General features: G+C 69.7%; 24 protein-coding genes. 12 read left to right on the top strand and 12 right to left on the bottom strand.

Translation table 11 applies throughout. The annotated features are described in order from the left end of the window. Positions 1–131 precede the first annotated feature (131 nt). Both BFF76_RS09135 and BFF76_RS09130 read right to left on the bottom strand, forming a co-directional pair. A complete protein-coding gene (locus tag BFF76_RS09135; protein WP_053930247.1) occupies positions 132–1,721 on the bottom strand; it encodes a sigma-70 family RNA polymerase sigma factor in 1,590 nt (529 codons plus the stop codon). Positions 1,722–1,926: 205 nt separating this feature from the next. Beyond that, positions 1,927–2,121 carry an antitoxin gene (locus tag BFF76_RS09130; protein ID WP_031097201.1) on the bottom strand — a complete coding sequence of 65 codons (195 nt, stop codon included), beginning with the start codon at positions 2,119–2,121 and terminating at the stop codon, positions 1,927–1,929. Positions 2,122–2,457: 336 nt separating this feature from the next. Here BFF76_RS09130 and BFF76_RS09125 point away from each other — a divergent pair, with 336 nt between their 5' ends. Further along, positions 2,458–3,744, top strand: a complete 1,287-nt coding sequence (locus BFF76_RS09125) for a D-arabinono-1,4-lactone oxidase (protein WP_031097199.1) — start codon at positions 2,458–2,460, stop codon at positions 3,742–3,744. 99 nt (positions 3,745–3,843) lie between these two features. Here BFF76_RS09125 and BFF76_RS09120 read toward each other — a convergent pair whose 3' ends face one another. From BFF76_RS09120 to BFF76_RS09110, 3 genes are all read right to left on the bottom strand, one after another. Further along, the gene (locus tag BFF76_RS09120) at positions 3,844–4,845 is read right to left on the bottom strand and encodes an MASE1 domain-containing protein (protein ID WP_065847968.1); all 1,002 of its coding nucleotides are present in this window, start codon (positions 4,843–4,845) and stop codon (positions 3,844–3,846) included. Between the two features lie 60 nt (positions 4,846–4,905). Beyond that, a complete protein-coding gene (locus tag BFF76_RS09115; RefSeq protein ID WP_031097197.1) occupies positions 4,906–5,739 on the bottom strand; it encodes a PP2C family protein-serine/threonine phosphatase in 834 nt (277 codons plus the stop codon). Between the two features lie 105 nt (positions 5,740–5,844). Next, entirely contained in the window at positions 5,845–6,318 is a 474-nt protein-coding gene (locus BFF76_RS09110) for a MarR family winged helix-turn-helix transcriptional regulator (RefSeq protein ID WP_065847939.1), read from the bottom strand. A gap of 108 nt (positions 6,319–6,426) precedes the next feature. On the opposite strand from BFF76_RS09110, the gene BFF76_RS09105 reads away from it, so the two are divergent. The 3 genes from BFF76_RS09105 to BFF76_RS09095 all read left to right on the top strand — a co-directional run bounded on the left by BFF76_RS09105 (position 6,427) and on the right by BFF76_RS09095 (position 7,983). Further along, a complete protein-coding gene (locus BFF76_RS09105; protein WP_031097195.1) occupies positions 6,427–6,837 on the top strand; it encodes an organic hydroperoxide resistance protein in 411 nt (136 codons plus the stop codon). Positions 6,838–7,107: 270 nt separating this feature from the next. Continuing rightward, positions 7,108–7,269 carry a hypothetical protein gene (locus tag BFF76_RS32905; protein ID WP_167359480.1) on the top strand — a complete coding sequence of 54 codons (162 nt, stop codon included), beginning with the start codon at positions 7,108–7,110 and terminating at the stop codon, positions 7,267–7,269. A gap of 81 nt (positions 7,270–7,350) precedes the next feature. Continuing rightward, the gene (locus BFF76_RS09095; RefSeq protein ID WP_031097193.1) at positions 7,351–7,983 is read left to right on the top strand and encodes an SGNH/GDSL hydrolase family protein; all 633 of its coding nucleotides are present in this window, start codon (positions 7,351–7,353) and stop codon (positions 7,981–7,983) included. Here the strand turns inward: BFF76_RS09095 and BFF76_RS09090 are convergent. Next, positions 7,980–8,465, bottom strand: coding sequence for an ATP-binding protein (locus tag BFF76_RS09090; protein WP_244167242.1), 486 nt, complete (start codon positions 8,463–8,465; stop codon positions 7,980–7,982). The genes BFF76_RS09095 and BFF76_RS09090 overlap by 4 nt on opposite strands. Positions 8,466–8,708: 243 nt before the next feature. Here BFF76_RS09090 and BFF76_RS09085 point away from each other — a divergent pair, with 243 nt between their 5' ends. Then, complete coding sequence (locus tag BFF76_RS09085) at positions 8,709–8,945, top strand: DUF397 domain-containing protein (protein WP_065847937.1); 237 nt, start codon at positions 8,709–8,711, stop codon at positions 8,943–8,945. A gap of 108 nt (positions 8,946–9,053) precedes the next feature. Then, a complete protein-coding gene (locus BFF76_RS09080) occupies positions 9,054–9,962 on the top strand; it encodes a helix-turn-helix domain-containing protein (RefSeq protein WP_065847934.1) in 909 nt (302 codons plus the stop codon). 237 nt (positions 9,963–10,199) lie between these two features. Here BFF76_RS09080 and BFF76_RS09075 read toward each other — a convergent pair whose 3' ends face one another. Next, complete coding sequence (locus tag BFF76_RS09075) at positions 10,200–11,015, bottom strand: SAM-dependent methyltransferase (protein WP_065847932.1); 816 nt, start codon at positions 11,013–11,015, stop codon at positions 10,200–10,202. Between the two features lie 389 nt (positions 11,016–11,404). On the opposite strand from BFF76_RS09075, the gene hemC reads away from it, so the two are divergent. The 3 genes from hemC to BFF76_RS09060 all read left to right on the top strand — a co-directional run bounded on the left by hemC (position 11,405) and on the right by BFF76_RS09060 (position 13,470). Beyond that, positions 11,405–12,340, top strand: coding sequence for a hydroxymethylbilane synthase (gene hemC, locus BFF76_RS09070; protein ID WP_031097188.1), 936 nt, complete (start codon positions 11,405–11,407; stop codon positions 12,338–12,340). A gap of 236 nt (positions 12,341–12,576) precedes the next feature. Further along, the gene (locus BFF76_RS09065) at positions 12,577–13,020 is read left to right on the top strand and encodes an SRPBCC family protein (RefSeq protein ID WP_065847930.1); all 444 of its coding nucleotides are present in this window, start codon (positions 12,577–12,579) and stop codon (positions 13,018–13,020) included. Positions 13,021–13,083: 63 nt separating this feature from the next. Continuing rightward, on the top strand, positions 13,084–13,470 hold the full coding sequence (locus BFF76_RS09060) for a VOC family protein (RefSeq protein WP_031097185.1): 387 nt from the start codon (positions 13,084–13,086) through the stop codon (positions 13,468–13,470). Between the two features lie 235 nt (positions 13,471–13,705). Here BFF76_RS09060 and BFF76_RS09055 read toward each other — a convergent pair whose 3' ends face one another. After that, positions 13,706–14,806, bottom strand: a complete 1,101-nt coding sequence (locus tag BFF76_RS09055; protein WP_065847929.1) for a YncE family protein — start codon at positions 14,804–14,806, stop codon at positions 13,706–13,708. Positions 14,807–15,244: 438 nt separating this feature from the next. On the opposite strand from BFF76_RS09055, the gene BFF76_RS09050 reads away from it, so the two are divergent. After that, positions 15,245–17,248, top strand: a complete 2,004-nt coding sequence (locus BFF76_RS09050; protein ID WP_079122350.1) for a HEAT repeat domain-containing protein — start codon at positions 15,245–15,247, stop codon at positions 17,246–17,248. A gap of 171 nt (positions 17,249–17,419) precedes the next feature. Here the strand turns inward: BFF76_RS09050 and BFF76_RS09045 are convergent, their stop codons facing one another. After that, positions 17,420–17,968: a tellurite resistance TerB family protein gene (locus BFF76_RS09045; protein WP_031097179.1), complete on the bottom strand. Its 549-nt coding sequence runs from the start codon at positions 17,966–17,968 to the stop codon at positions 17,420–17,422. Between the two features lie 366 nt (positions 17,969–18,334). Here BFF76_RS09045 and BFF76_RS09040 point away from each other — a divergent pair, with 366 nt between their 5' ends. Continuing rightward, positions 18,335–18,784, top strand: a complete 450-nt coding sequence (locus BFF76_RS09040; RefSeq protein WP_031097176.1) for a hypothetical protein — start codon at positions 18,335–18,337, stop codon at positions 18,782–18,784. A 166-nt stretch (positions 18,785–18,950) separates the two neighbouring features. On the opposite strand, the gene BFF76_RS09035 is transcribed toward BFF76_RS09040, so the two are convergent. From BFF76_RS09035 to thpR, 3 genes are all read right to left on the bottom strand, one after another. Further along, entirely contained in the window at positions 18,951–20,513 is a 1,563-nt protein-coding gene (locus BFF76_RS09035) for a mucoidy inhibitor MuiA family protein (protein ID WP_065847927.1), read from the bottom strand. Between the two features lie 9 nt (positions 20,514–20,522). Next, the gene (locus BFF76_RS09030) at positions 20,523–22,577 is read right to left on the bottom strand and encodes a DUF4139 domain-containing protein (RefSeq protein WP_065847926.1); all 2,055 of its coding nucleotides are present in this window, start codon (positions 22,575–22,577) and stop codon (positions 20,523–20,525) included. A 132-nt stretch (positions 22,578–22,709) separates the two neighbouring features. Then, complete coding sequence (gene thpR, locus BFF76_RS09025; protein ID WP_065847924.1) at positions 22,710–23,330, bottom strand: RNA 2',3'-cyclic phosphodiesterase; 621 nt, start codon at positions 23,328–23,330, stop codon at positions 22,710–22,712. Between the two features lie 454 nt (positions 23,331–23,784). On the opposite strand from thpR, the gene BFF76_RS09020 reads away from it, so the two are divergent. Continuing rightward, entirely contained in the window at positions 23,785–24,213 is a 429-nt protein-coding gene (locus tag BFF76_RS09020) for a hypothetical protein (RefSeq protein WP_244167241.1), read from the top strand. The last annotated feature ends 14 nt before the right edge of the window (positions 24,214–24,227 follow it).

Here is a 24,227-nt window from a genome sequence, read left to right as displayed (position 1 = left end):
TGTCCGCGGGTGAAGCGGCGTATCGCCGGCGGACGCCTTCGGCCTGGGCTCGGGCCCAGCCTAGACCCCTTGCGTGGAGGGGGTGCTACCTGCGCGTTTCCACAGTGTGACGGTTGACCGGGCCGCGGGTGTCAGAGAGCGGCGCCGAAGTTCTGGGTCCACACGGGGCCCCCGGACGACTCCTCCCTGCCGATCCCGATCTCCTTGAAAGCGCAGTTGAGGATGTTCGCCCGGTGCCCTTCGCTGTTCATCCAGGCGTCCATCACGGACTCGGCGGTCTGCTGGCCCTTCGCGATGTTCTCGCCGTACGTGCTCCACCGGTACCCGGCGGCGGTTATGCGGGTGCCGGGGTCCGTGCCGTCCGGAGAGGTGTGGGAGAAGTAGTCCCGCGCCACCATGTCCGCGGAGTGCCTCGACGCGGCCTTCGACAGCAGGCTGTTGCCGCTGACGGGCCCACAGCCCTCCTTCGCCCGCTCGGTGTTGACCAGTGCGATGACTTCCTGGGTCACCGACGGGGCCGGCGAGGCCTTCGGTACGGCGGCCGGTTGCGAGGACGGGGAGCGCGGCTTCGGAGCCTTGTCGGGAACGGCGGTGGCACTCCGGCTCCTGGACGCGGACGGAGACTTCGTGACGGAAGGCGAAGGCGACGCCGACGAGGGTGAGGGTGAGGGGGATGCGGGGGACGCGGACGGGGAAGACAGCGTGCTCATCGGTGCCGAGGGGCCGGTGAGCGGAGCTGTGGCGGTCGCCGGTTCCTCCTTGGCACCGTCCGTGTAGAGGTGCACGGACGCTCCGCCGCCGCCGAGTACTCCGACGGCCGCCAGACCGGCGACGACCGTCGTGCGCCGGCGGCGCCTGACGCCGTCCCGCCGACGCTCGGCGCGTCCGGGACCGGACAGACCCGCTTCGGCGGCCAGGAACGCCGTAGGCATGAGCTCGCCCGGGGGACCACCGGCGGTCGCCGCCACGGGGACGAGCGCCAGCCCCACCAGCAGGCCCTCCGCAGGAACCAGGCCGGACCTGTGCCCCGCACACACCGTGCACTCACGGGCGTGACGCGCAAGACGCTTGCGCCACAGTGCGGACGGCACTCCGTCCCACCCGGCCGTCAGGTCTTCGAGCAGGACGCAACGAGGATCCGCCGCCAGGGCGCGCACCACCACCCTGGCAGCCTCCAGCCGCTCCTTCATACGCTGGACACGCACCGCGGTGTGCTGGGTGGACAGGTCGAGGGCGCTCGCGACCTCCGCCCGGGACAGCTCCCCGGCAGTCTCCAGCCACCAGAGCGACACCAGCTCGCGGTCGTCCTCCTCCAGCCACCGAGTGGCCTCGGCGGCTTCTCGCCGCTGGCCCGTCAGACCGAGCCGGACGATCGTCAGCTCGACGAAGTCGGCAGCCGGGTCGACGACCTCGTAGGCGTCCTCCATCGGGTCCGCGGACATCTCGCCGGCCCTGCGCGCACGCCAGTGCTCGCGGATCTCGTTCATGGTGATGGCCACGAACCACGACCGGAAGCTCTTCGGGGTGCGCAGCGAGGGCAGGCCGCGGAGCATGCGCAGCACACTGTTCTGGACCACGTCGTCTACATCGGCGTGGCCGTTGAGCGCCCGGCCGACGATGTTGTAGATCAGCGGGAGGTAGGCCGCCACGAGCCGGTCCTGCGCCGCGGGGTCGCCCTTCTGCGCGGCCTTGATCAGCGCCGTCTGGCCGGTCTCGCCCATGCTGTGCTCACTCTTCCGGGATCCTGTTCCGTCACTTCCCACACTCGGGAGACGCCGTGCGGCGGGGACGATAACAGGAATCCGGTCAAGCGCTCGAAATTCGTTCCCGGATCCGGGGAAACGCTTGCCGGGCCCGGTGACGGCGGGATCCGTCACCGGGCCCGGCACGGGACGCCGTCAGACGACCGGCCGACGCTTTCCGTGATCAGGAGCGGGGCGGGTCGTCCGGGTCACGGTCCGAGCCGAACTGCTGCTTCAGCTTGTCCTGGCCGGTGTCGACATGCTTGCTGTGCTTGCCGTGGGTGCGGTCGTCGATCATGTCTCCGGCCTTGTCGACGCCCTTTCCGGTCTGGTCCTCGTGGCCCTTCAGCATTTTCTTGATCTTGTCCAGTGCGGACATGGCGGATCCTCCTCGACTCGGCTTCCCCCACCAGACCAGGGTCACCGCACATCGCCGCGTACGCATCCCCGCACGGCCTGGACGGTCCGGACGGGCTGCCGACGTGTGAAGGGCGGCTGGTTGGGCAGATACCGGATTACCTGGAGGAGGTGGTGGCCGTGGGCCGCATCCAGATCGTCCGCCGTCCGCAGCCCCCAGCGGGGCCGCCCCCGCTGGACTTGCGCACACCGTCCGGACGACCCCTGCCCTACTGAGCTCCTGAGCCGCGCACCGGCTTCGCCGCCTTGGGACGCGGGCCCTGAGCCCGCCGACCGGCGGAGCGTAAGCTCCGGAGGCATGATCGACCATTCGGCGCGCGCCCCGTCCCGTAAGACGAACTGGGCCGGCAACATCACCTTCGGCGCGAAGCAGCTGCACACGCCCGCCTCGATTGCCGAGCTGCAGGACATCGTGTCCGCCGGAACGGCTGTGAAGGTGCTCGGCACCGGGCACTCCTTCAACACCGTCGCCGACACCCACGGCGACCTGATATCCGTCGCGGGACTGCCCCGCTCCGTCGAGATCGACCGTGAGGCCCGCACCGCCACGGTGAGCGCGGGCATGCGCTTCGGGGAGCTGACCGGCGCCCTGCAGCGCAGCGGATTCGCTCTGCACAATCTCGGCTCGCTGCCCCATATCTCCGTAGCCGGAGCATGCGCTACGGGGACCCATGGCTCGGGGGTTGGAAACCGTTGTCTGGCAGGTGCCGTCAGTGCGCTGGAACTCGTCACCGCGGACGGCGGCACCGTGCCACTGGAGCGGGGCGACACCGGCTTCGACGGTGCGGTGGTCTCCATGGGCGCGCTGGGGGTGGTGACCCGACTGACCCTGGACCTCGTGCCCGCGTTCGAGATCCAGCAGTGGGTGTACGAAGCGCTCCCGCAGGAGCAGGCCCTGAGCCGGTTCGACGAGGTGATGTCCGAGGCCTACAGCGTGAGCCTCTTCACCGGCTGGCACGGCGGCCCGATCGACCAGGTGTGGCTCAAGCACCGGGTCGAGGACGACGGACCGCGCACCGCCCCGCACCGGTGGCACGGAGCGACGCTCGCCCAGGGGCCCAGACACCCGGTCCCCGGCGTGGCGGCCGAGCACTGCACGGAGCAGCAGGGCGCAGCCGGTCCGTGGCACGCCAGGCTGCCCCACTTCCGTCTCGAATTCACACCGAGCAACGGGGAGGAACTGCAGTCGGAGTATTTCGTCCCCCGGCGCGAAGCCGTCGCGGCCTACGAGGCACTCGACCGGATCCGGCAGCAGTTCTCGCCGCTGCTCCAGATCGGGGAGATCCGCACTGTGGCCGCCGATGACCTGTGGCTCAGCCCTGCCCAGGGCAGGGACTCCGTGGCCTTCCACTTCACGTGGGTACCGGACACCGCGGCCGTCACCCCCGTCCTCGGTGCCATAGAGGAGGCCCTCGCCCCGTTCGGGGCCCGGCCGCACTGGGGCAAGGTCTTCACCACTCCGCCCGGTGAGCTCCGGGAGCTGTACGAGCACTACGCCGACTTCGAGCGGCTGACCGAACGGTTCGATCCCTCCGGCACCTTCCGCAACGAGTTCCTGGCTCACCACTTCCCCCGTACCGACTAGCGCGAGTCCGCCGGTCCCCACGAAGCCGGCTCGCCGCCGGTGGATGCCCGTGGTCACCCCACTCCTGCCACCGCGCGGCGGCACCTGCGGTTTCGGGCGTCAGGAAATTCCCCGGTCGTGCCCGTTGTGCGCCCCGTTCGGCCAGTCCTCTGCCGGAGGCTGCGGCGAGAGCTCCTCCACTAGAGCCGCAAGCTCCTCGCACGCCAGCTCGGTCTCATGACGGATGTTGTTGTGCTCGGTCACGATCGCCGCGAGCAGGAGCGCGGTGAGCGCCACACAACCGTTGAGGACAGACAGGTTGAGCATCACCTCGAGCACCGAGTGGCCGGCGAACGGTCCCACGGCGTCGGTTCCCGCGACGATCGCCATGACGGAGATGAAGAGAGCGCAGGGGGCACTGCCGGCCAGCTGGAATCTGAGCGCCGCCCAGACGAGCACCGGGAAGATGACATAGATCATGGACAGTGAACTCCTGGTCGCCACAGCCGTCGCCACCGCGGTGACGACGGCGAGGGCCCCGGCCTCGGCCCACCGGTCGTCAACCCTTGGCAGGCGCGCCTTGCGCAGGACGAGCAGCAGCGGAGTGACCATGAGCACGCCCATCGCGTCTCCCGCCCACCAGGCCGACCAGACCGACCAGAACTCCGCGGCGGGCAGCGCGCCGCTCAGAAGCTGGGCCCCGGCACCCACGGTGGCACTGATCACCATGCCGCCCATGGCACCCAGGAAGACCAGGGCGACTCCGTCACGCAGGCGGTCCAGTTCTGCGCGGAATCCCACCGCGCGCAGGGCCAGGAAGGAGCACAGCGGGGCGAGAGTGCTGCCCGCCGCGATGGTGAGCCCCCAGAAGGTGAGACCGCCGCTCGTCGAGATGACGGTGAGCAGGGCACCGAGCGCGATGCCGGGCCAGATCCGTGGCCCCAGGTACAGCAGCGATGCGACGGCGATCCCGGAGGGTGGCCACAAGGGGGTGACGAGCGAACTCTCCACCTCGACCGGTCTGAGGAGACCGACCCGTCCGGACGCGTAATAGGCAGCTGCGATGCCCAGCATCTCCAGAACCAGCATGGCTCGGCGTCTTGTTTCCTTGCTGCGGATCACGCGTCCCATAAGACACCGACCGTGAAAGCAGGCCGCTGTGACACGCTCGGCGGGCCGTGCTTACCCGGGCTGTGCGGAGGCGTCTGTGTGGCGCAGGACGAGGACGGCCGCGTCGTCCTCGTGGCCCGTGAACACCGCGGCCTGGAGCACCAGGTCCGCGAGCTCCTCGGCATCGGCGCCGGCATGGGTGCTCACCAGATGCCTGATGCGCTCGAGACCGTCCTCGATCGACAGTGAGGGCCCTTCGATGACTCCATCGGTGAGCAGTACGAAAGCACCGTCGACATCCAGAACTCGCCGGGTGACGGGATAGTGCTGGCGCGGTTCGACGCCGAGCGGCAGGCCCCCGGCGTCGGCGGTGACGCCCGAGCGTCCGTCGGCCGTCGCCCACACCGAGGCGACATGGCCCGCGCGGGCGCTACGCAGCTCCCGGGTCAGCGGATCCAGCCGGAGGAACGAGCACGTCGCGAAGAGGGCGGAGTCCATCGACATGATCAGATCGTTCGTCCGGCGCATGACCTCGCTCGGATCGGAGGCCGATCCGGCGATGGCGCGCATGGCGATCCGGATCTGCCCCATGAAGGCGGCCGCGTCCACGTCATGCCCCTGGACATCGCCTATGGCCAGACCGAGTGCTCCGTCCGGCAGCAGAAATCCGTCGTACCAGTCGCCGCCGATGTCCAGCCCGTCGCGCGCGGGAGCGTAGCGAGCAGCGGTCTGGAGGCCGGGGAAGGCGGGCAGCGTCGCGGGCAGCATGTTGCGTTGCAGAGCCTGGGCCAGCTCGACGCGGGCCTGGTGCAGTCCCACCTCCTGCCGGGCACGGGCAGTCAGGTGCTGCAGGGTGCTGAGCAGGTCCTCGGCGCTCGCGGACCGGGGAGTTCGACGCCGGTTCATGGGCCGCTCCGCGTTGCGATAGTTCCTGCATCATATTTCGGCACCGGAACTCCGGCGAGCGCTGCGCGGGGACGCGGGCCGCAGGGGACGGGGGAGCCGGTCGGGTCAGCCGGCCCGGCCGAGGGATGCGGTGAGACGCCCCAGGGTCTCCTGCAGGTCCAGGACCTCCTGGACCGACAGACCCGTGGCCCGGAGGATCGAGCGGGGTACAGGCAGCGCGCGCTCGCGCAGCCCCGCCCCGGAGTCGGTGAGGTGGACCGTGACGGACCGCTCGTCCTGCGGACCGCGCTCACGTCTGACGAGACCGGCCGACTCCAGCCTCTTCAGCAGCGGCGACAGGGTGCCGGAGTCCAGATGCAGCCGGTCTCCGATCGTCTTGACCGGCAAGGGTCCGTGCTCCCACAGAACCATCATGGCGAGGTACTGCGGGTAGGTGAGGCCCAGGTCCCTGAGCGCCTCGCGGTAGACGCCGCCGAACGCACGCGAGGCGGCTTGCAGCGAGAAGCAGACCTGGTGATCCAGCTTGAGCAGCTCCCTGTCCGGCAGGCCGGTCAGGTCGGGGGTCGGTGGTCGCGTCATGAGCCCAGGATAGCCTGCCGCCCATGATTGAGTTGTGCGCAATTCAATTGTGTGACACTCTCTTGGTGTGGCCGGTCCGCGGTCACGCCGCACGAGGGAAGGTCACCCATGGAAGCGCTGTACACCGCTGCCGCCACCGCCAACGGCCGTGAAGGCCGGGCAGTGAGCTCGGACGGACGCATCGACCTCGCGCTCGCCCTGCCGCCGGCCCTCGGCGGCAACGGGGAGGGCACCAACCCCGAGCAGCTCTTCGCTGCCGGATACGCCGCGTGCTTCGCCAGTGCGATGAGTTCGGTCGCCCGCGAGATGAAGGTCGACACCAAGGACGTCTCGGTGACGGCCGAGGTCTCGATCGGCAAGGACGATACGGGTTTCGGCCTCGCGGTCGTCATGCGCGTAGAGCTGCCTGAAGCGCTCGAGGGGGAGACCGGCCGGCGTCTGGTCGAGGCGACGCACGCGTACTGCCCCTACTCCAAAGCCACGCGAGGCAACATCGACGTCGAACTCGTCATCGAATAGCGGACCCGCTTCCCCGCCCTCCGCCGGGCGGGGAAGCGATCCCGCGGGGGAGTCGGGAGCCGAACCTGCGGCATCCGGTTTCGGGGGCCGGCGTTCCGGGCCATACGCTGCACCCTGCCGTGAGAGCGGTATCGCAGCCGCCGGCAACCGGGTGTCGCGCCGGGGCCCGCCCTTTCCGGGGTCCGGTCCCCGGCAGTCGGAGGGGACCGCGTACACTCGGCTCCCGTTTCCGCTGATTGGCGGGCATAACCGATGGATAGGCAGTTTCACGTGAGTTTCGCAGAGGCGTCCGACGCACCGATCTACGCCGGTCTCGTCGAGGAGCAGGGGGATGTTCCGGCCGAGGTACGGCGGGTGGCCGAGGAGACCCTGCAGGAGGTGGAGAGCGTGCTCGACTTCAGTGCGGTGCGCGCGCCGGCCTCCGCCCGCTGAGCCAGGTCCTCCGGATCATCTCGGCGAACGTGGGCAGGATCATGTCCGGCGTCCCCTGTCCCTCTTTGTTCGGAGTCCCGCGTGACCATCAGCCTGCGCCCCTCAGCAGCCGTCCTGTTCCAGGGCGACAGCATCACCGATGTGGGACGGCTCGTGGAACAGGACACCCCTCTGGGCAACGGGTACGCCCTGATGGCGGCCGAACGTGTGCGCTCCGCCCGACCGGACGGTGACATCACGTTCGTCAACCGGGGCGTCAGCGGCGACGGCGTCTCGGATCTGCGCGCTCGATGGCGAGAGGACACCCTGGACCTCGAGCCGGACGTGGTGTCCGTCCTGATCGGCGTGAACGACACCTGGCGCCGCTACGATTCCGGCGTCGTCACCTCGGTGCGCGCGTACGAAGACGACTACCGGGCCATCCTTACGCAGGTCCGGGACGAGCTCGACGCCCAGCTCATCCTCATCGAGCCCTTCCTGGTCCCCGTACGGGACGAGCAGTGGGCCTGGCGCGAGGACCTCGACCCCAGGATCCAGACGGTCCGCCGACTGGCCGAGGAGTTCGGGGCCGCACTGCTGGCGGCGGACGGCCTGCTCAACCAGGCGGCGCGCGCCGCCGGCGGTGCCGAGTACATCGCGGGTGACGGAGTCCACCCGACCCCGCTGGGGCATACGCTCCTGGCGGAGGCGTGGACGGCACTGGCGGGGCTCTAACTCACAGGGGACCGGAGCACGGGGATCCTGGCCCAGACTGTCTTGCCGGTCCCGCCGGGACGCGACCAGCCCCAGGAACTGCTCAGAGCGTCGACGATGCGCAGTCCCCGGCCGCGCTCCAGGAACTCGTCCGCCCGGCGCAGGACCGGCACATCGGGGCTGGGATCGTTCACCGCGCAGACCAGCGTCCCTTCCTGGCAGGCGAGGCCGAGCCGGGCAGCCCACCGCCCGGTCAGCCGCGCTGTGGGCCGGAGCCCGTGGCAGACCGCGTTGCTCATCAACTCACCAGCGACGAGGGCGACATCGTCCGCGCCGGAGCGCAGGTCCCAGCGTTCCAGAGCGTCGCGGACGAATGCCCGCGCCTTTCGCAGGCTCTCCGCATCCGCGCCCAGACCGTGCGTGGTGAATCCCGGTGCCTCGATGCCGAGATCCCGCGCCAGCTCCTCGTGGGCCTCCGCGCTGCTCCCGGCCGGACCGGGCACGCATGCTGCCGCTCCGTGACGTGGTGTGTTGTCCGCGTACATGAGCGCTGATCACCATCCGCTGGAAGCCGGTCAGAGGTGCCGTGGGGGCCGGACGACCACTAGTATCCTCGCCGTCCGCACACACGGTGCAATTGCATCCGGAATTGCACCCAGGGGTGTGAGCAGAAGACACCTGTTCACCCGGTGCAGGGCCCTGGTTGCACACCAGGACGCATCAGCGCAACGAAAAGGAATGGACGCATGCAGCACATCGACAACGGCGTTCCCGCCACCTCCCTGACCGGCGTGGAGTGGAAGAAGAGTCACCACAGCAATCCCAGTGGGAACTGCGTGGAGATGGCCCGGCTGCCCGACGGTGCGGTCGCTGTACGCAACTCCCGCCACCCCGAAGGACCCGCTCTCGTGTATACCGGCGACGAAGTGCGCGCGTTCCTCGCAGGCGTCAGGGACGGCGACTTCGACACCATGACCGGCTGAACAGCCTGCAGTACGGGCCGAAAAGGCGCGGAGTTCTCGCATCGGCCGGGCCTTCGGGGGGCTCCTGATGGCACACTGGCGTCACGACGTCAGTCCTCAGGAGTCCGCATGCCCGGCATCGAACCGCTACAGCCGTCACGGAGGCCGACCCTCGCCCCGGCCCTGGGGGCGAGTCCTACGGCGCTGCGCCTGGTTCTGGGTGCGCAGCTCCGCAGGATGCGGGGCGAGGCGGGCATCACCCCTGATGCCGCGGCCGACCGGATCCGGTGCTCGACAGCCAAGATCAGCCGGATGGAGACGGGGCACTCCCCGTGCAAGGAACGCGACGCGATCGATCTTCTGGCGCTGTACGGCGTGACCGACCCCGCCAGGACGGCCGAGTTCATCGATCTGGTGCGCAGGGCGGGACAGCGCGGCTGGTGGCGCAACTACGCCGACGTGCTGCCGGACTGGTTCGAGCCCCTGGTCGGTCTGGAAGAGGCCGCCGCATCGATCCGTACATACGAGGGCCATTACGTTCCGGGGCTTCTGCAGACGGCCGACTACGCCTACGCGGTGGTGCGTTCCGGACACGCCCTCGAGTCGGAGGACGTCACTCAGCGCCGTGTCGAACTGAGGCTCAGGCGGCAGAAGTTGCTACGGCGAAGCGATGCGCCGAAGCTCTGGGTGCTGCTGGACGAGGCCGTACTGATGCGCCCGACGGGTGGCGCCCGGGTGATGCGTGAACAACTCGCCCACCTCATCGAGATGACGGAGCTGCCTCACGTGATCGTGCAGGTGGCTCCATTCGAGGTGACCGCCCATACCTCTCCGGGCAACGGCATCACTTATCTGCGGTTCGCGATGGAAGGGCTTCCCGATGTCGCGTACATCGAGCATCTGACCAATGCCACGTCCGTGAACAAGCAGGAGAGCACGGACGAATACCGGTGGATCCTGGACTCGCTCAGTGCCCAGTCGCCGAGCCCCGCCGAGAGCAGGGGCCTGCTGAGGCTGGCACTTGAGCGCTACCGGTGAGCGCCCCGAGGGGATCCACGGGGTGACGTCGACATCGTGCCCCTGAGCTCTCTGAAGGCGGCGCGGTAGGAGGGCAGTTGCACGCCGCGCAGGGGGAAGCTGCAGCCCGGACCTTCCGGCTAAGCCGAGGCCGTCGGCCTCGACGGTAGCCGCCTCCCAGCGGCAGCGGGAACCGTCCCGGGGCCGGCTATCTGGAAACCGGCCCCGTCACCGCTACCCTGCCCTCTCGCGAGGTCGTCACCATTTGCGGCCGACGCCGCCGAACTCGATCCACTCCCGGGTCGCCTGCTTCGGCGCCAGATCCGAATCCGGTCGCCACGTCGACACCTCGACCAGCCCCGGGTCCAGTACATCGAGGCCCTCCAGGAAGCCATGGACGTCATCCTGCTGACGCACCCGCCCCCACTGATTGCCGGTGCTCTTCGCCATGAAGTCCGTGACGAAATCACGAGTGACGGCGTCTTCGCTCACGAGCTGACACACCACCAGGAAGCTTCCGGGCGCCAGACGCTCCGCCACCCGGCGCACCAGCCCCGCAGGATCGTCCGCGTCAGGAATGCAGTGCAGCACGGACACGAACAGGGCGGCCACCGGCTCGTCGAAGTCGATGAGCCGGCTCACCTCCGGATGGCCGAAAATCCCTTCGGTGTCCCGCATGTCCGCCTGGATCACCGCGGTCCTGTCGTTCTCCTCGAGTATGGCCTTGCCGTGCGCCAGGACGATGGGGTCGTTGTCGATGTAGACGACCCTCGCGTCGGGGTCGACGAGTTGGGCGACCTGGTGCACGTTGTCCTGGGTGGGCAGGCCGGATCCGTGGTCGACGAACTGGCGGATCCCGTACTCGGAGGCCAGATGGTGCACGACGCGTCGCAGGAACCTTCGGTTGTTCACCGCGAGTACCTTGGTGCTCGGCACATGCTCCAGGAGCTGCTCACATGCCACCCGGTCGGCCGGGTAGTTGTCCTTGCCGCCCAGGTAGTAGTCGTACATCCGCGCGACGCTCGGCACGTTGACATCGATGTTCTTCGGAATGGAGGTGTCCCCGTTGCTCATCCAGTGCCTCGCGGTTCAAAGAGAGTGAATTAGAGGTCATGCTAGGTATCCAGCAGGGCAGCTGACAGTCCTCGGGGGAGTGAGGCAGGGCCGCAGGGAGTTGATTCAGCCACACGAGAGCCAGGGCAGGACACCCGCACGGCCGGGCCTGCTCCGCCGGGACGATCACTCCGGACATCGATTGCGCCAACTCTGCCTGATAAAACGACTGATGCTGGGCATCGGCGTCGGTGCGGCACCACTGCGCGGACCGTACCGAGCCCATTCCAACGCGGCTGAAAATTGATCGCCGGTATCTCTGCGTACTCTTGCCGCCACGGCCGGGAAGCACGCTCCCCGGACCGCGTCGGACGATCGCCGCGCCGACGCGGCGGTCTATCGTGGGAGGCATGTCCGCCCCCGAGCTGATCCGCATCGTCTCCCGCGACTCACCCATGGCCCTTGCCCAGGTCGAGCGTGTCAGGGCCGAACTGGCGGCCCGCCACCCCGCCACCGCCACCGAGGTCGTTCCCGTCAGGACCACAGGCGACAAATGGATGGGAGATCTCTCCGAAGTCCAGGGCAAGGGAGCCTTCACCAAGGAGGTGGACGCCGCCCTGCTGGCGGGAGAGGCGGATCTGGCCGTCCACTGTGTCAAGGACATCCCCGCCGACCGCCCGCTGCCGGCCGGCACGACGTTCGCCGCGTTCCTCGAACGCGACGACATTCGCGACGCCCTCGTCCACCCGGGCGGTCTCACGCTCGATCAACTTCCCGACGGCTCACGTGTCGGCACCTCGTCCGTACGCCGGACCGCGCAACTGGCCGCGTCGCATCCCCACTTGAACTGCATCCCTTTCCGCGGCAACGCGAACCGGCGGCTGGCGAAGCTCGCCGCAGGAGAGGCTGACGCGCTCCTCCTGGCCGTCGCGGGGCTCCACCGCATCGGCCGCCCCGACGTCATCAGCGACATCCTCGCCCCGGAGACCATGTGCCCCCCGATCGGCGCGGGCGTCCTCGCCCTGCAGTGCCGCGAGGACGACACGGCGACGATCGACGCAGTGAGCATGCTCAACCACCCCGGAACCTACCGGGAGATCACGGCTGAGCGCATGTTCCTCCACGTCCTTCAGGGCCACTGCAACTCCCCGATCGCCGGGTACGCCACAGCCCACCGCAACGGGGATCTCTCCCTGCGCGCCTGTGTGTTCACCCCCGACGGCAAGACCGTTCTCAACGCACACGAATGGGCAGGGCCGCTCGACCCCGCAACCCTGGGTACCTCCGTGGCCGTCACCCTGCTGCGCCAAGGCGCTCGCGAGCTGATCGACACCATCGCCCACTGACTTACCGGCCCGGCGGTCCTCCCGTCCGCCGGGCCGTACGGGCTCAGGTTCCGAGCCGGACCGGCAGGGGCGAGGAGCTAGTCGGTTCCCGCCCGCCGTGGCCGCGGACAACCCGATTGCACGCCGAACGTGCCCGTCCGGCTGCCGGGGGGCCGAGGAGCGCGGATCCTGAGAGGCAGCGTCCCTCCGGAGACGCCACGCCGCGTGCCGCGCACGTCGTACGAGAGGAGACCCCCATGGCCCGGTTCGAGGCGACGGTCGACATCGACCGGCCGGTCGCAGACGTTTTCGCCTTCCTCGCGGACGGCGAGAACGACCGGAAGTTCAGCCCACGCGTCCAGGAGATCTCCAAGTCCCCGGCCGGTCCGACAGCGGTGGGCACCGTGTTCCGCAGTACGGTGAAGGACGCCGGTATGTCGACCCGACGCGAGTTCCGGATCAGCGAACTCGTGGCGCCGGCGCGCATCCGCTGGAACGAAGTGTCGAGCAACCTTGTGACTGCCCGGGAAGGCGGTTACGACCTCGAGCCCCTGACACGCGATCGAACGCGCGTGCGAATCTTCAACGACCTGGAGGGCCACCGGCTGGGCAAGCTCCTCGTCGGACTCGCTGTCGCCGGCGCCCGGAAGGACGCCCCGGCCTTCGGGCAGCGGATCAAGGCCGCGGTGGAAGCCTCCTGATCCCGGACCTGCCGGAAGGGTGTGGGAGCCGCTCCCTCGTGCCGGTCCGCGTAGGGTCGACCCATGGTGCATGTACTGAGCAGCAGGGTATTGCTGAGGCCGGGTGACCCGGAGGCCTCCCGCGACTTCTACGGACGGACGCTCGGGCTGCCTGTCTACCGGGAGTTCGGCACCGGCCCCGACCGCGGAACGGTGTACTTCCTCGGTGGCGGCTTCCTCGAGGTGTCAGGGCGTTCGGACGCACCGCCGACCGAGACGTTGCAGCTCTGGATGCAGGTCGCCGACTGCGCGGCGGCGCACGAGGAGGTGGCTGGCCGTGGCGCACGTGTCCTCCGCCCGCCTCTCCAGGAGCCCTGGGGCCTGATCGAGATGTGGCTCGCCGATCCGGACGGCCACCGGATCGTGATGACCGAGGTCCCCGCCGACCACCCGCTCCGCTACCGCCCCTGAGCGTCGCCGGGTACGTGCCCGGGCCTGACCGGCGAGCGTGAACCGGATCGCCTGCGCGACGAACTCGACGGCGGCCCGCCGGCACGGACGGACCCCGCGGTACGGGGCGCCGGGGGAGTCGCAACGTGACGGCGACGACGCGGAGGAACGCCATATACACCCGGGTGCTTCGCCCGGTACATCGCACCGGGTCGTACGGCCGGCACCGGGCACCGACCCACGGGGGGACGACGGGTCAGCAGGCCGGGCGCGGCCCTGCCGCCACGTTACGGCCAGGAGCCTGAGCGCTCGGACCTATCCGAGTGAGCCCGTCCTCGCCTGCGGGACCGGAGCCGGACTTGTCGACGACGTAGGCGGTGCCGCCGTCGGTCACCTCGACGTGGTTGGGATACGCCTCGGTGACCACGCTCCCCACAACCGTTCCCGCGCGCGGGTCGACCACCGACACGGTTCCGGCAAGCCGGTTGGCGACCAGGACACGGCCCGAACACGGTTCGACGGCAAGGGACTTCGCACCTTCACCCGTCGCCACCGACTTGACGACGATGCCCTTTCGCAGGTCGACGACCGACATGGTCCCCGAGGTCTGGTCGGCGGTGTACGCGGTGCGCCCGTCGCTGGAGAGTGCGAGCGAGAGCGGCCCGTTGCCGGTCGGGACGAGGCGCGGAGCCCTGGAACCGGGAGCGACCTCGATGATCCTGCTGTTGGTGAAGTCGGCGGCGTAGACCGCTCCGGTCCGCTCGTTCACCGAAAGCCCCGTCGGCCCGCTCCCCAGGACGGTGACACGCTTGATCTCCTTGAGGGTACGGCTGTCGAATGCGACCAGCGCGCCGTCGCCGAAGGCACTCACCCACACCACGTCGCGTTTCTCGTCCACCACGACCTCGCGCGAGTGGTTCACGTTCAGCCGGGTGGCGAGATGCCTGCCGGTCTCCTGGCTGTAGACGGCAACCGAGTTGTTCCGGGTGTTGGTGACCCAGAGGGTGTTGTGCTCGTCGTCGACGTCGATGCCGTAAACGGCTTCGACCGTGCCGTTGTTCGTGGGAGGCGTGTACTCCGCTTCCACCTCGAGAGTTCCGGGATCGATCCGCAGCAACCGCGAAGCCGTGACGGGAGCAGGGGGCTGCCCGACGGAGGCGGTGGCCCAGAGCACGTCGTTACGCTCGGAGTACGCCGACTGGTAGAGGCCCTGAGTGAGCGGGACCGCTGCCGTGTGCGAGCGGACAGGATTGCCGGAACCTGCCGCGGCGGTCCCGGTCAGCGCGAGGGCGCCGCCGAAGGCAAGGGCCACGGCGGTCGCGGCTGCGCGGCGGACACGACGATCGAGCGAGGCCATGTGTGCTGTTCTCCCTGGGCGCGCGCCTCGTGCGAAGCGCCCGCGATATCGGGCGCGGTTCGCGCCGCGCCATGTGATCACTGTCGGTCGGCTGCTCCGAGGCTGCGGAGTCCCGGGCAGCTGACGAATGCGGAGTGACGTCTCCGGACGCGCGGGAACCGTCTGTGGCACCACACCTCAGTCGTGTTAGGTAAGCCTAAGCTGAGGTTGATCCAAAGGGCAACTGAGGCCGGACTCCGTGGCGATGGCGTCGGCGGCACCACCCGGAGCCGCCGATGCCATCGCGCGGCGGGATGCCGCGAAACACCCGTCCGCACCCGACCACGTCTTGACGGACCACCACGGGCCGGACGATGTCCCTGCGCAGTCAGGCGAAGCCGGCCGCCAGCGGCCATCCTGTCCGCCCGCATCTCCGTTGCCGGCTGTAATGTCGCGGCCATGTGGGTGGGACTGGAAGCGGTGGACTGGACGGAGCTGGAACACAACCACGGGCCTGCGGGGGACATGGCCGGTCTGTTGCGCCGATGCGCAGGACCTGATGCGCGGGACGCAGCCGACGCGGCATTCGAGATCTCCGACCACCTCTTTCATCAGGGCGGCTGGATCTGCTCAGCCGCCTCGGTCGCACTGCCCTTCCTGCTGCGCCTGGCGGCAACGCCCGGCGTGCCGGTTCCGGGCCGTCGCGCGATGCTGGACCTGGTGGCGAGGCTGGCGGCCGAGGCCGGGCAGGTCAACGGGGAGTCCGTGGATCCCGGCTGGGAGACGGCCTGGGAAAGGGCGCTGCCCGAGGTACTTGCCCTGCTCGCCGATCCCTCCCCGGAGATCCGCAGGGACACGGCCCACACACTCGGTGTCTGCGGCAGCCCTGGTGAATCCGTGTTGCCGTCGCTGCTTCGCTGTTGGGAGGAGGACGAAGATCCGGTGGTCCGACTTGACCTGGTCCTCGGGCTGGGACGAGCGGCCGAACGGGAGCCCGTCGGTGCACAGGCAGCTGAGGTCTTCGACCTGCTCCGCGAGTTGCTCGACGCTCCGGATCCGCAAATACGGCTGGCGGCCGTCCACGCACTGGCTCCGACCGACCCGGGCCTTCCCGTACGGAGACTCGGCTTCCTGCTGGAAGCGATCAGGGACCCGAGCGTTGAGCTATGGCGCCACACCGCTTCGGTCGAGGCCGGCGTCCAGGGTGTTCACCACTGGACGGCGGCCCTGTTCACGGGGCCGTCGCCCACGTTCACACTCGGTCTCCTGGATGAGCATCCCGATGGCGAGCAGCGGATCGGCGCCCTGAACCAGGCAGGCGGCTTGCTGACCCGATGGCGCTCGCCGACCGCCGCACTCCTCCCGAGCCTTTCCGCGCGTCTGGACGACCCCATCGCCGAGGTCCGATTCCGAGCTGTTGAGCTGCTGGCCTGTCTCGGTCCCAAAGCGGTGGCTCACGCCGACCAGGTCGCCTCGCTGCTCGAAGACACCGCCGCCCGGACCACCCGCACGGGGCAGACCGTCGCCGAGGCTGCAGTGTGGGCGCTGGCCCGGTTCAACGATCCGCGCTGTCTGCCGGGGCTGATGGAAGCGATGGCCGGCGCACGATCCGGCTTCGCCTCGGCTTTTGCCTACTACCCCGTCACCGACGGTCTCCACCACTCGGTCCTCCCGGCCATCGAAGAGGTGCTGAGCTTCCTTCCCGACCATGCCGAGCTGCTCCTGGCCCCACTCGGCGAGCGGCTCGAAGCCGCCACGGACGAGCACGCGGTCAACCGGCTGTGCAAGGTGCTCGCAGGCTGGGGTCCCGCTGCGAAGGCGGCAGTTCCCCAACTGCTCGGCCTCCTGGAGGACGACCGCACCTGGGCAGCAGCGGCGCACGCGCTGGCAGGCATCGGAAGGGCGGGCAACGGGGCACGAGACCTGCTGTTGGCCCGATCGGGCCCCGGCGAAGAACGCGCAGAACTCGCGGCCTGGGCCTATTGGAAGGTCGGCGGCGATCCCGGACCTGCCCTGGAGGCGATCGGACGTACAGCTGCGGGGGCATTCCTACCGCGCTCTTCCCTGCGCACACTCGCAGGCCTCGGACCGCACGCCGCCCGCTATGCGGACCAGCTCCGGACGCTGACCGCCGATGCCGACCACTGGACCCGTATCGAGGCAGCCCACGCACTCTGGGCCGTCACCGGCGACACCGAGACCACGGTCCCAGCCATGACGACCGCCGTGCGGGCTCTGGCCGAGGGCACCTGTCTGCCGGTCGCCCTTCCCGCGCTGCGCTGCCTGGCCCTGACCGGGCGTGCTGCCCGGCCTGCTGCGCAGCTCCTGCGCGGCCTGCCGTCGCGGGATCAGCGGTTCTGCAGCAACGGCGGCTGGCGGGCTTTCACCCAGGACGAAGCCGTCCGTGCCGCCCTCGAAGAGCTGTTCGCAGCGTGTGACTCACCTGTGGTGACCACCATCTGAAGCGCGGCCCAGTCACAGCGCGGTTCCGCCCCGGCCGACGAGCGAGGGGATCCGCCGACGAGGGTGCCCGACACGCCCCCACGCGCCAGGCACTCGCCGCCCACCCGGGCGGACATCGACGCCGCTCGCAGCCGAGACCGCTCCGCCGCGCCCCCGCCGTGCGCCCAGGGGTCAGAGCTGGAACTCCGCAGGGGACAGCTGCAGCGCCGTGCAGACTTCGCGGAGGATCATGTGCTCGGCCTGGGAGAAGTTGCCGTCGGCACCGGCGATGACGATGCCCGTCTGGAGCACGGCACGCGCCTCGGTCGGCTTCTTGGCGGTCTTCGCGATCTCCTGCATCGCGTCGGCCTTGCCCTGCTGGAAGTTGAGTGTCAACTGGTCCACGTGCTTGTTGAAGCGCTGACGCAACTGCTCGGGCGGGAAGTTCTGCAACACCTCGTTGCCGAGGATCATCGACTCCACGTGCTGACGCTCGGCCGGGTCGACGTGTCCGTCCGCGGCCGCGACGAGTGCGCACATCGCCATGCTCGCGTCCCGGTAGGCGCCGCTCTTCAGCTCCGTCTTGAGAGACGCGAGCTGCGACTTCAGCGTGCTGACCAACTGCGCTCGCGAACCACCGCCGGACCCCTGCCCGCTGCTGCGTCCGGCTGCCGGCCCGCGCGCTCCTTGCGACTGCTGCAGAGTCCTGGCCTGATCCTTGAGCCGGTCCCACACTGCCATTGAGGTCACCTCGGTCTTCGTCTGAGTTGTCGGTCACAAGCCGTGCGTTCACCCTGCCAACGGCCGAGCACGGGTAAAGGTTCCGCAAAGTGGCCGACGTGTTCCGGTCGCGGTCGATCTCCCCGTGGTGACAGCCTTCGTGACCGGTCGAGTGTGAACCTGAACCGTCCCACCCGGGAGCCACCTGCATGGCACGGCCGGCACCGTACGGGCAGGCTTCCAGAGTCAGTTGCGACTCAGCGACGCGCGCGCACCGGCGGTGAATTTCGCCGCCCTGGGTCAACCCGCCATGCGGTGCAACCATTCGGGCACTTCGGAGGTCACATCAAGCAGGAGCAAACGCTCTCAGGGATACAAGGGGGAAATATGCGTACTATCCGTCATCTCGCGGCTGTCGGGGCGTTCACCGCACTGGCCGTCGGCGGCACCGTCGCGTTCGGTGCCACGGCCTCCGCCGCGCCGAACGTCACGCCGCAGGGTGTCTGCGGCCAGGCATACAAGACGGTGAACTCGGCACCCGTCGGCTCGCTGGGCACCGTCTACCTGACGTACAACTCGTCCAACGGCATGAACTGTGTCGCGACCATCCGTGCCAACCCGGGTTCAGCCAAGTACATGTCCACGTACATCCACGTACCCGCGACCGACGAGTGGGCCGGGGACGACGGGAAGTTCACCTCCTACGCGGGGCCGGGCTACGTCTACGGCAAGGGCTACTGCGTGAGCTGGGGCGGCCACATCGACAACGTGTACGTGTCGGTGGAGAACTCCAACTGCGCCTCCCTGAAGGAGCAGCGGACCACCGAAATCCGCTGACAGGCCATTCGCTCATCTCCGCAGGCCGTCGCGCGGGCATCCAACCTCGCGGCCGCAGCTGTCGGTGGACAGTCCGGAGGCGCCGTACCCGATTCGGTACGGCGCCTCTGCCGGCGGCAAGGCAAACGGAGCAGGGGGTCGCTCCGCCTGCCCGAGAGGCCGGAGCTCAGAGCCCGGTGACCTTGGAGCTCGCCGACACCTCGTAGACCAGGGTGACCGTGCGGTGTCCGTTCGGTGGGACAGTGACCTCCCAGCGGGCGATACCTTCGGCGTCCACCGAATCGGGCGCAGGGGAGCAGGATTCCCCCCGCAGGCGTACCTCCACGGCCGAGACTTCGGAGACCGGCAGCCGCTCCCGAAGGACGACCACCCGGTCGCCCCGCTCTCCTGGGGAGCAGAACCGCGACACATGCAGGTGGATCGTGCGGGTGATCACTGTTCGCTGGGTGATTCCGGCGGTGTCCCGTGACTCCTCGGCATGCCGTACCACCCGGTGGTCGTCACAACTGCCGAAGGCGAGATCGACCGGGGCGCCGGGGGGAGTGAAGCCGAGCGTGCCGCGACCGCTGAACCCACTGTCACGAATCAGGTCCACAGGACCGGCGAGAAGCGCGTGGCCGGCCAGATTGTCGAACCGCACCACCCGGGTGACCAGCGGAGACAACTCAGGTGCGCAGGAGTATTCACTACGGGCGGCCGTGGTGAAGCCGGACAGCGGTACTCGGTGCGCGTGGCCGTCACCGCGCACGGAGACCCGCGCCGGGGACCGCAACACCCGGGCCTCGCCGCCGTCCTCCACCCCCGGCAGGCCCGGCATCGGGGCCGGGCCGAGGATCCCGATCTCCTCCTCGCGCAGTTCCACGCCGACTGTGCGGCGCTCCGCGACGGAACGGTCCGTGAGCGTGAGCCGGTCCTCGCCGAAGCGCGGCGGCTCGGTGGCGAGCGCCGAGCGGGCCGTCGACAAGGTCAGCAGCACGTCCGACCAGTCCTCGCCGGTGCGCTGCCAGACCATTGCGTCGGTCTCCAGCGTCAGGGATTCACCATCGGCCACGGCCCGGTAGGCGGGGCGCCACATCGCGCAGGGGGTGAGGTGGCTCAAGTGCAGCTCGACCCGCCCGGCAACCGCGGCTTCCACGGTCAGTTCGACATGGCCGACGAGTTCGGCGGGTTCCTCCTCGGACACGCGCCACGCCCGTTCCAACTGAGCGACCTCGACGTCGAGAACGGCCAGCCCGGCCTCCACGATGCGTATCTCCTCGCCGTTCGAGGCCCGCTCGTCGTCGACCCGGTCCAGCTCACTGGTCCAGCGTGGTCCGTCGGTCTGTCCGGAGCCCGCGCCCTCACCGATGTCGCGCAGGAGATCGGCAGCGAGCCGGCCCAGCAGATCATGGCGGGCGCGCAACCGGTCGCGCCGCTGTTCCAGGACCCGCTGTTCCCGCGCTAGGGCGGTCGCCCGCCGGCGAAGGGCGGAGCCGCCTTCGGCCCGCGGTGGCGGCTCTCGAGGCGTCCACGTACGGATGATCCGGACGTCGAGTACGGTCGCCTGTTGCTCGGAGGCCAGTTCCGCGTGGAGCGTCCGGTCCACGGCCAGCGCACTGACAGGTCCGAGGCGCAGCCGCTGGACCCCGGCCTTCAGATCGAGCACGACGCCGCGCTCGACGTGGGCGCGATCCTCCAGGCAGGTCACAGCCGTGACGGGAAGGGCGATCGGCTTCCGAATCGTGGTCATGGGGGTGCTTCAGCTCCTGCGGTTGCCGCCGACGAGGGCCTTGCCGGCCGGCATTCGTATCTCGTAGCCGCCGTCGAGTACGGCGGTACCGCCCGCGGGCAGGGCCACCCGCCACATGCGGGTGCCCGGGGCATAGAGGTCCGGCCCGGGGACGTCCTCGGGCGCCGTCCACTCCGCCCGTTCCTCGATCCGGACATCAGGTTCGGAAGTGACGGGCACCCGCTCGCGAACCTCGATGCTGACGGGGCCGGCAAGCCGGTTGGCCAGCTCCACGTGGACGCGATGATCGAGCACGGTGGTGCTGTTGCGCAGTCCCGAGGCGGACTCACGCAGGTTCGTACGCCGCGTCACCTGGATACCCTCCGCCGGACCCAGCCCCACCCGGCGGACCTCGCCGGGAGCGAGCGTGGGCAGTGCCGCGGTCAGCAGGTAGCCGTCGTCGACGGTGACCTCCACGGGTCCGGCAAGAAGCGCCCGATCAGTGGTATTGCGAACAACCAGAGTCGCGTAGACGGTTTGTTCCACTGCCGGTGCACACACGTACTCGGTGTGCAGGCCGACAGCGATCTCGCCGACGGTTACCGAGTGCCACGTGCCGTCCGACGGGATGTCGACACGGGCGGCGGTATCGAAGCGGTGGTCGAAGGAACCCGCCGACTCACGGGTGCGCACAGCGTGTCCGGGCAGCGGCAGTGCTACCACCGTTTCAGCGCGGCGACGGTGCTCGGTCGCCACGGGGTCGAAGGGAGAACCGGGAATCAGCCTGCCCCTGCGGCCTCCCTGTTCGTCGGGGCCGCACAGGACGAGGCATGCGTAGTCGAGTTCGGCAGCGCTCGGCTGCGGTGGACCGGCCGTCGCCGCCGGTGACACCGACGGCACGGCTCCGCCAGGGGCCGCAGGCGCAGCGGGGGGAGGGGCTGCGGAAGGCCCCCCGCCGGGACCCCGCCCGGCGCCCGTACGAGCCCGGACCGGCTGGGGGGCGACGGACATCTGGCCGGCGGCATGCTCGGGGGCCGCGCCGCCCGGTGCCGGAAGTACCGGAGGCGCGCCGTAGGCCTGTGGCGGTGGCGGTGGCGGTGGCGGTGGCGGGGGCCCGGACGCGGAAGCCACGGGTACGGCGGTCGTGGCGCGCGGACGGCCTGCCGCGTCGTACCCGGTGAACAGATCGGCAAGACCTGCGGGCGGCTCGCGCCAGCCAGTGGGCACTGAGGCCGGCTGACTGCGGCCGATCCGGATCGAGCGAAGCCTCGGCAAGCCCGTCCCGCGCCGCAGGTCGGCCGTGGCCAGACCTACGGACACGCCGGTCCAGTCCTCCCCGGTGCGCTGTGCCACCGACGCGCGCAGCACCAGGCGCCCGCTCTCGGCTCCCTGACGGCAGCTCAGCCGGTAGGCCGGTACCCAGACAGCGCCAGGTACCTCGTATTCGAGTTCGAGTTCGACCTCGGCATCCAGGTCACCCGCGGCGGAGACGTCCACGACAAGGTGAGCCGAGACCGTGGTCTCCACATGCGCTGACGGTGCGTCGGTCGAAGAGCGGGCGAGCCTGTCAACGGCGATGTCGAGCTCGTGCTCGGCGAGGCGCACCGCATCCTCCAGCTCGACCAGGCGGGTGTGCAGTCCCGCCAGCCGCTCGTCCACGAAGTCGGCGAGTTCCAGCCAGGCATCTACGGGGGTGCGACGATGCGCGTCTTCACGCCTCCGGGCCGGCGCGACGGGGCGCAGGGCCCCGATCTCCTCGATCAGGCGCAGCTGATGGTCCCGGCGCCCCTGCGCCGCCGTGAACTCGTTGCGCAGCTCTTCCACCTGCTCCTGCAACCCTTCGAGCGTGCGCGCGCCGAGCGGCTCTGCCCCGACCACCACCCGGGCCTCCCTGACGGAACCGTGGGCGCCCGTGACGCGGGCCCGCAGCGAGCCCGGATCCAGAGAGCGCGGCAGCCCCGTCACACGAACCTGTCCGCCCGGCGGGACACTGCCCCTGGCCAAGCGCCTGCAGACCGCGCCCTGTTCGTACACCACCACAGAATCGAGGGTCGATCCCCACCTCTGTGCCGCTCCGACCGTCATGTCTTCCGCCCCCCTGCTGTGCCGAGCCGAGTTTACGCCCGAGCCGCCCAGCGCAGCCTCGTCGCGTGCTGCTTCCTTCGCGCGCACTGTTGCCGGTGGACCGTCTCAGTCTCGCCGTCGTGACCCGGCCGGTCAGCCGGAACCGCTCCCGCCCGTACGAGACGAGGGAGGCTCCCCACTGCCGAACGCCCAGGCATCGATGTCGCGGTAGTGGATCGGCCCACTGCCACGCCCGGCGTTGCTGCCGACCAGATGCAGGCGTTCGGCAGGCCACCGTCGGCCCGTGAAGCCCGAGAACCCCTCGGCGATCTCCGCAGCCGAGGAACGATCCCCTCGGCGTGCCCGTGCCAAGGTCAGATGGGGGCGCAGAGGCCGGTCCTCGAAGGCGATTCCGCAGCTCTTGACCGCGGTACGCACATCGGCGGCGAGCAGGTGCAGTTCGTCGAGGTCTCCGTCGACTCCGCTCCACAGCACCCGGTCGTCGAAGACGCCGCTGCCGCACAGAGTCAGCCGGGGAGGCCGGCGGCCCGCGGCGAGGGCGGCCAGCGGCCGGCGCAGGACCGGAACCGTCTCAGCCGGCAGCTCGCCGAGGAAGGCCAGGGTGATGTGCCAGTCCTCGATACGGTTCCACCGCAGGTGTGAGTGCGTGTCGTACGCGAGGTGCAGCTCCCGGGCCAGTTCCTCTTTCGCGTGGTCGGGCGGGGCGAGGGCGATGAACACGCGAACGGTCGCGGGCTGAATCTGTTCGTTCACACCGGACTTCGTATCATCTGCGTGGCCGAGCGATGGGCCACGTACCGCCTCATCCGCCCGCTCGTCGTGGTCCAGCCACCGGCGCCGCCCGTCCGGCGCCTTCCAGGGCGTGCGTGTGCCCCGCGCCAGGACGAGCGGCTGTACGCGGCTTGCGTGACCGGCCCGGCGGACTCCGTGGCGCAGCAACTGGCCGGGGGGTGACCTCAAGGGGCGGGCGTCGTTGAGCCGGTGATCGATATCGGACTGTGGCTTCGGGGTGCTGATGGAGACGGTGCGGCGGAAGTGCTCCCGGGTGGGCGAGACGCTCCTGTGCGGTGCTGCGACGTTCGTTCTCGCCCTTACCGGCTGCGGTATCGACGGTGGGGGCGGCGAAAACGACGCCAAGGTGTCCGAGGGCGCACCTGCGAGGGTTGCCCCCGCGCCATCGACCGCGCCCGCTCCCTTGCCGACCGGGGTGGCTGACGCGACGACCAGGGCGGACGTGCTCAGGGTGTACGGCTTGATGTGGGCGGAGCGGGTGAAGGCCTACCGGGTGGCGTCGGCCGACGGGACGGACCTGAAGCGTTACATGACGCCCGACGCGTTGAGCGCGCTGGAGGCAGATCTGGCCCGCATGGACAAGGAGCGCACGGTGATGCGCGGTGCTCCCGCTCACGAGCCGTCGGTCTTCGCGTTCGCTGCCGATGCGCAGCCGCCCACAGCGACGGTGAAGGACTGCGTGGACGGGTCGAGGTGGCAGACCCTCGACATGACGACCGGATGGCGGATCCCGTCGCCGCCCGATCAGCCGCCACGGTACGTGGCCACGGCGCGGATGGAGCGGGGAGACGGAGAACGGTGGACGGTCGCCGAGTACACCGTGGACAGAACCCGCTCGTGCTGAGGCTCGGCGTCCAG

Origin of the sequence: Streptomyces mutomycini, from assembly GCF_001700505.1 — a bacterium.
In the GTDB taxonomy this organism is placed as follows: Bacteria; Actinomycetota; Actinomycetes; order Streptomycetales; family Streptomycetaceae; genus Streptomyces; species Streptomyces mutomycini.
The sequence above is the reverse complement of the archived record's forward strand: the minus strand, read 5'-3'. Positions and strand labels throughout refer to the sequence as shown.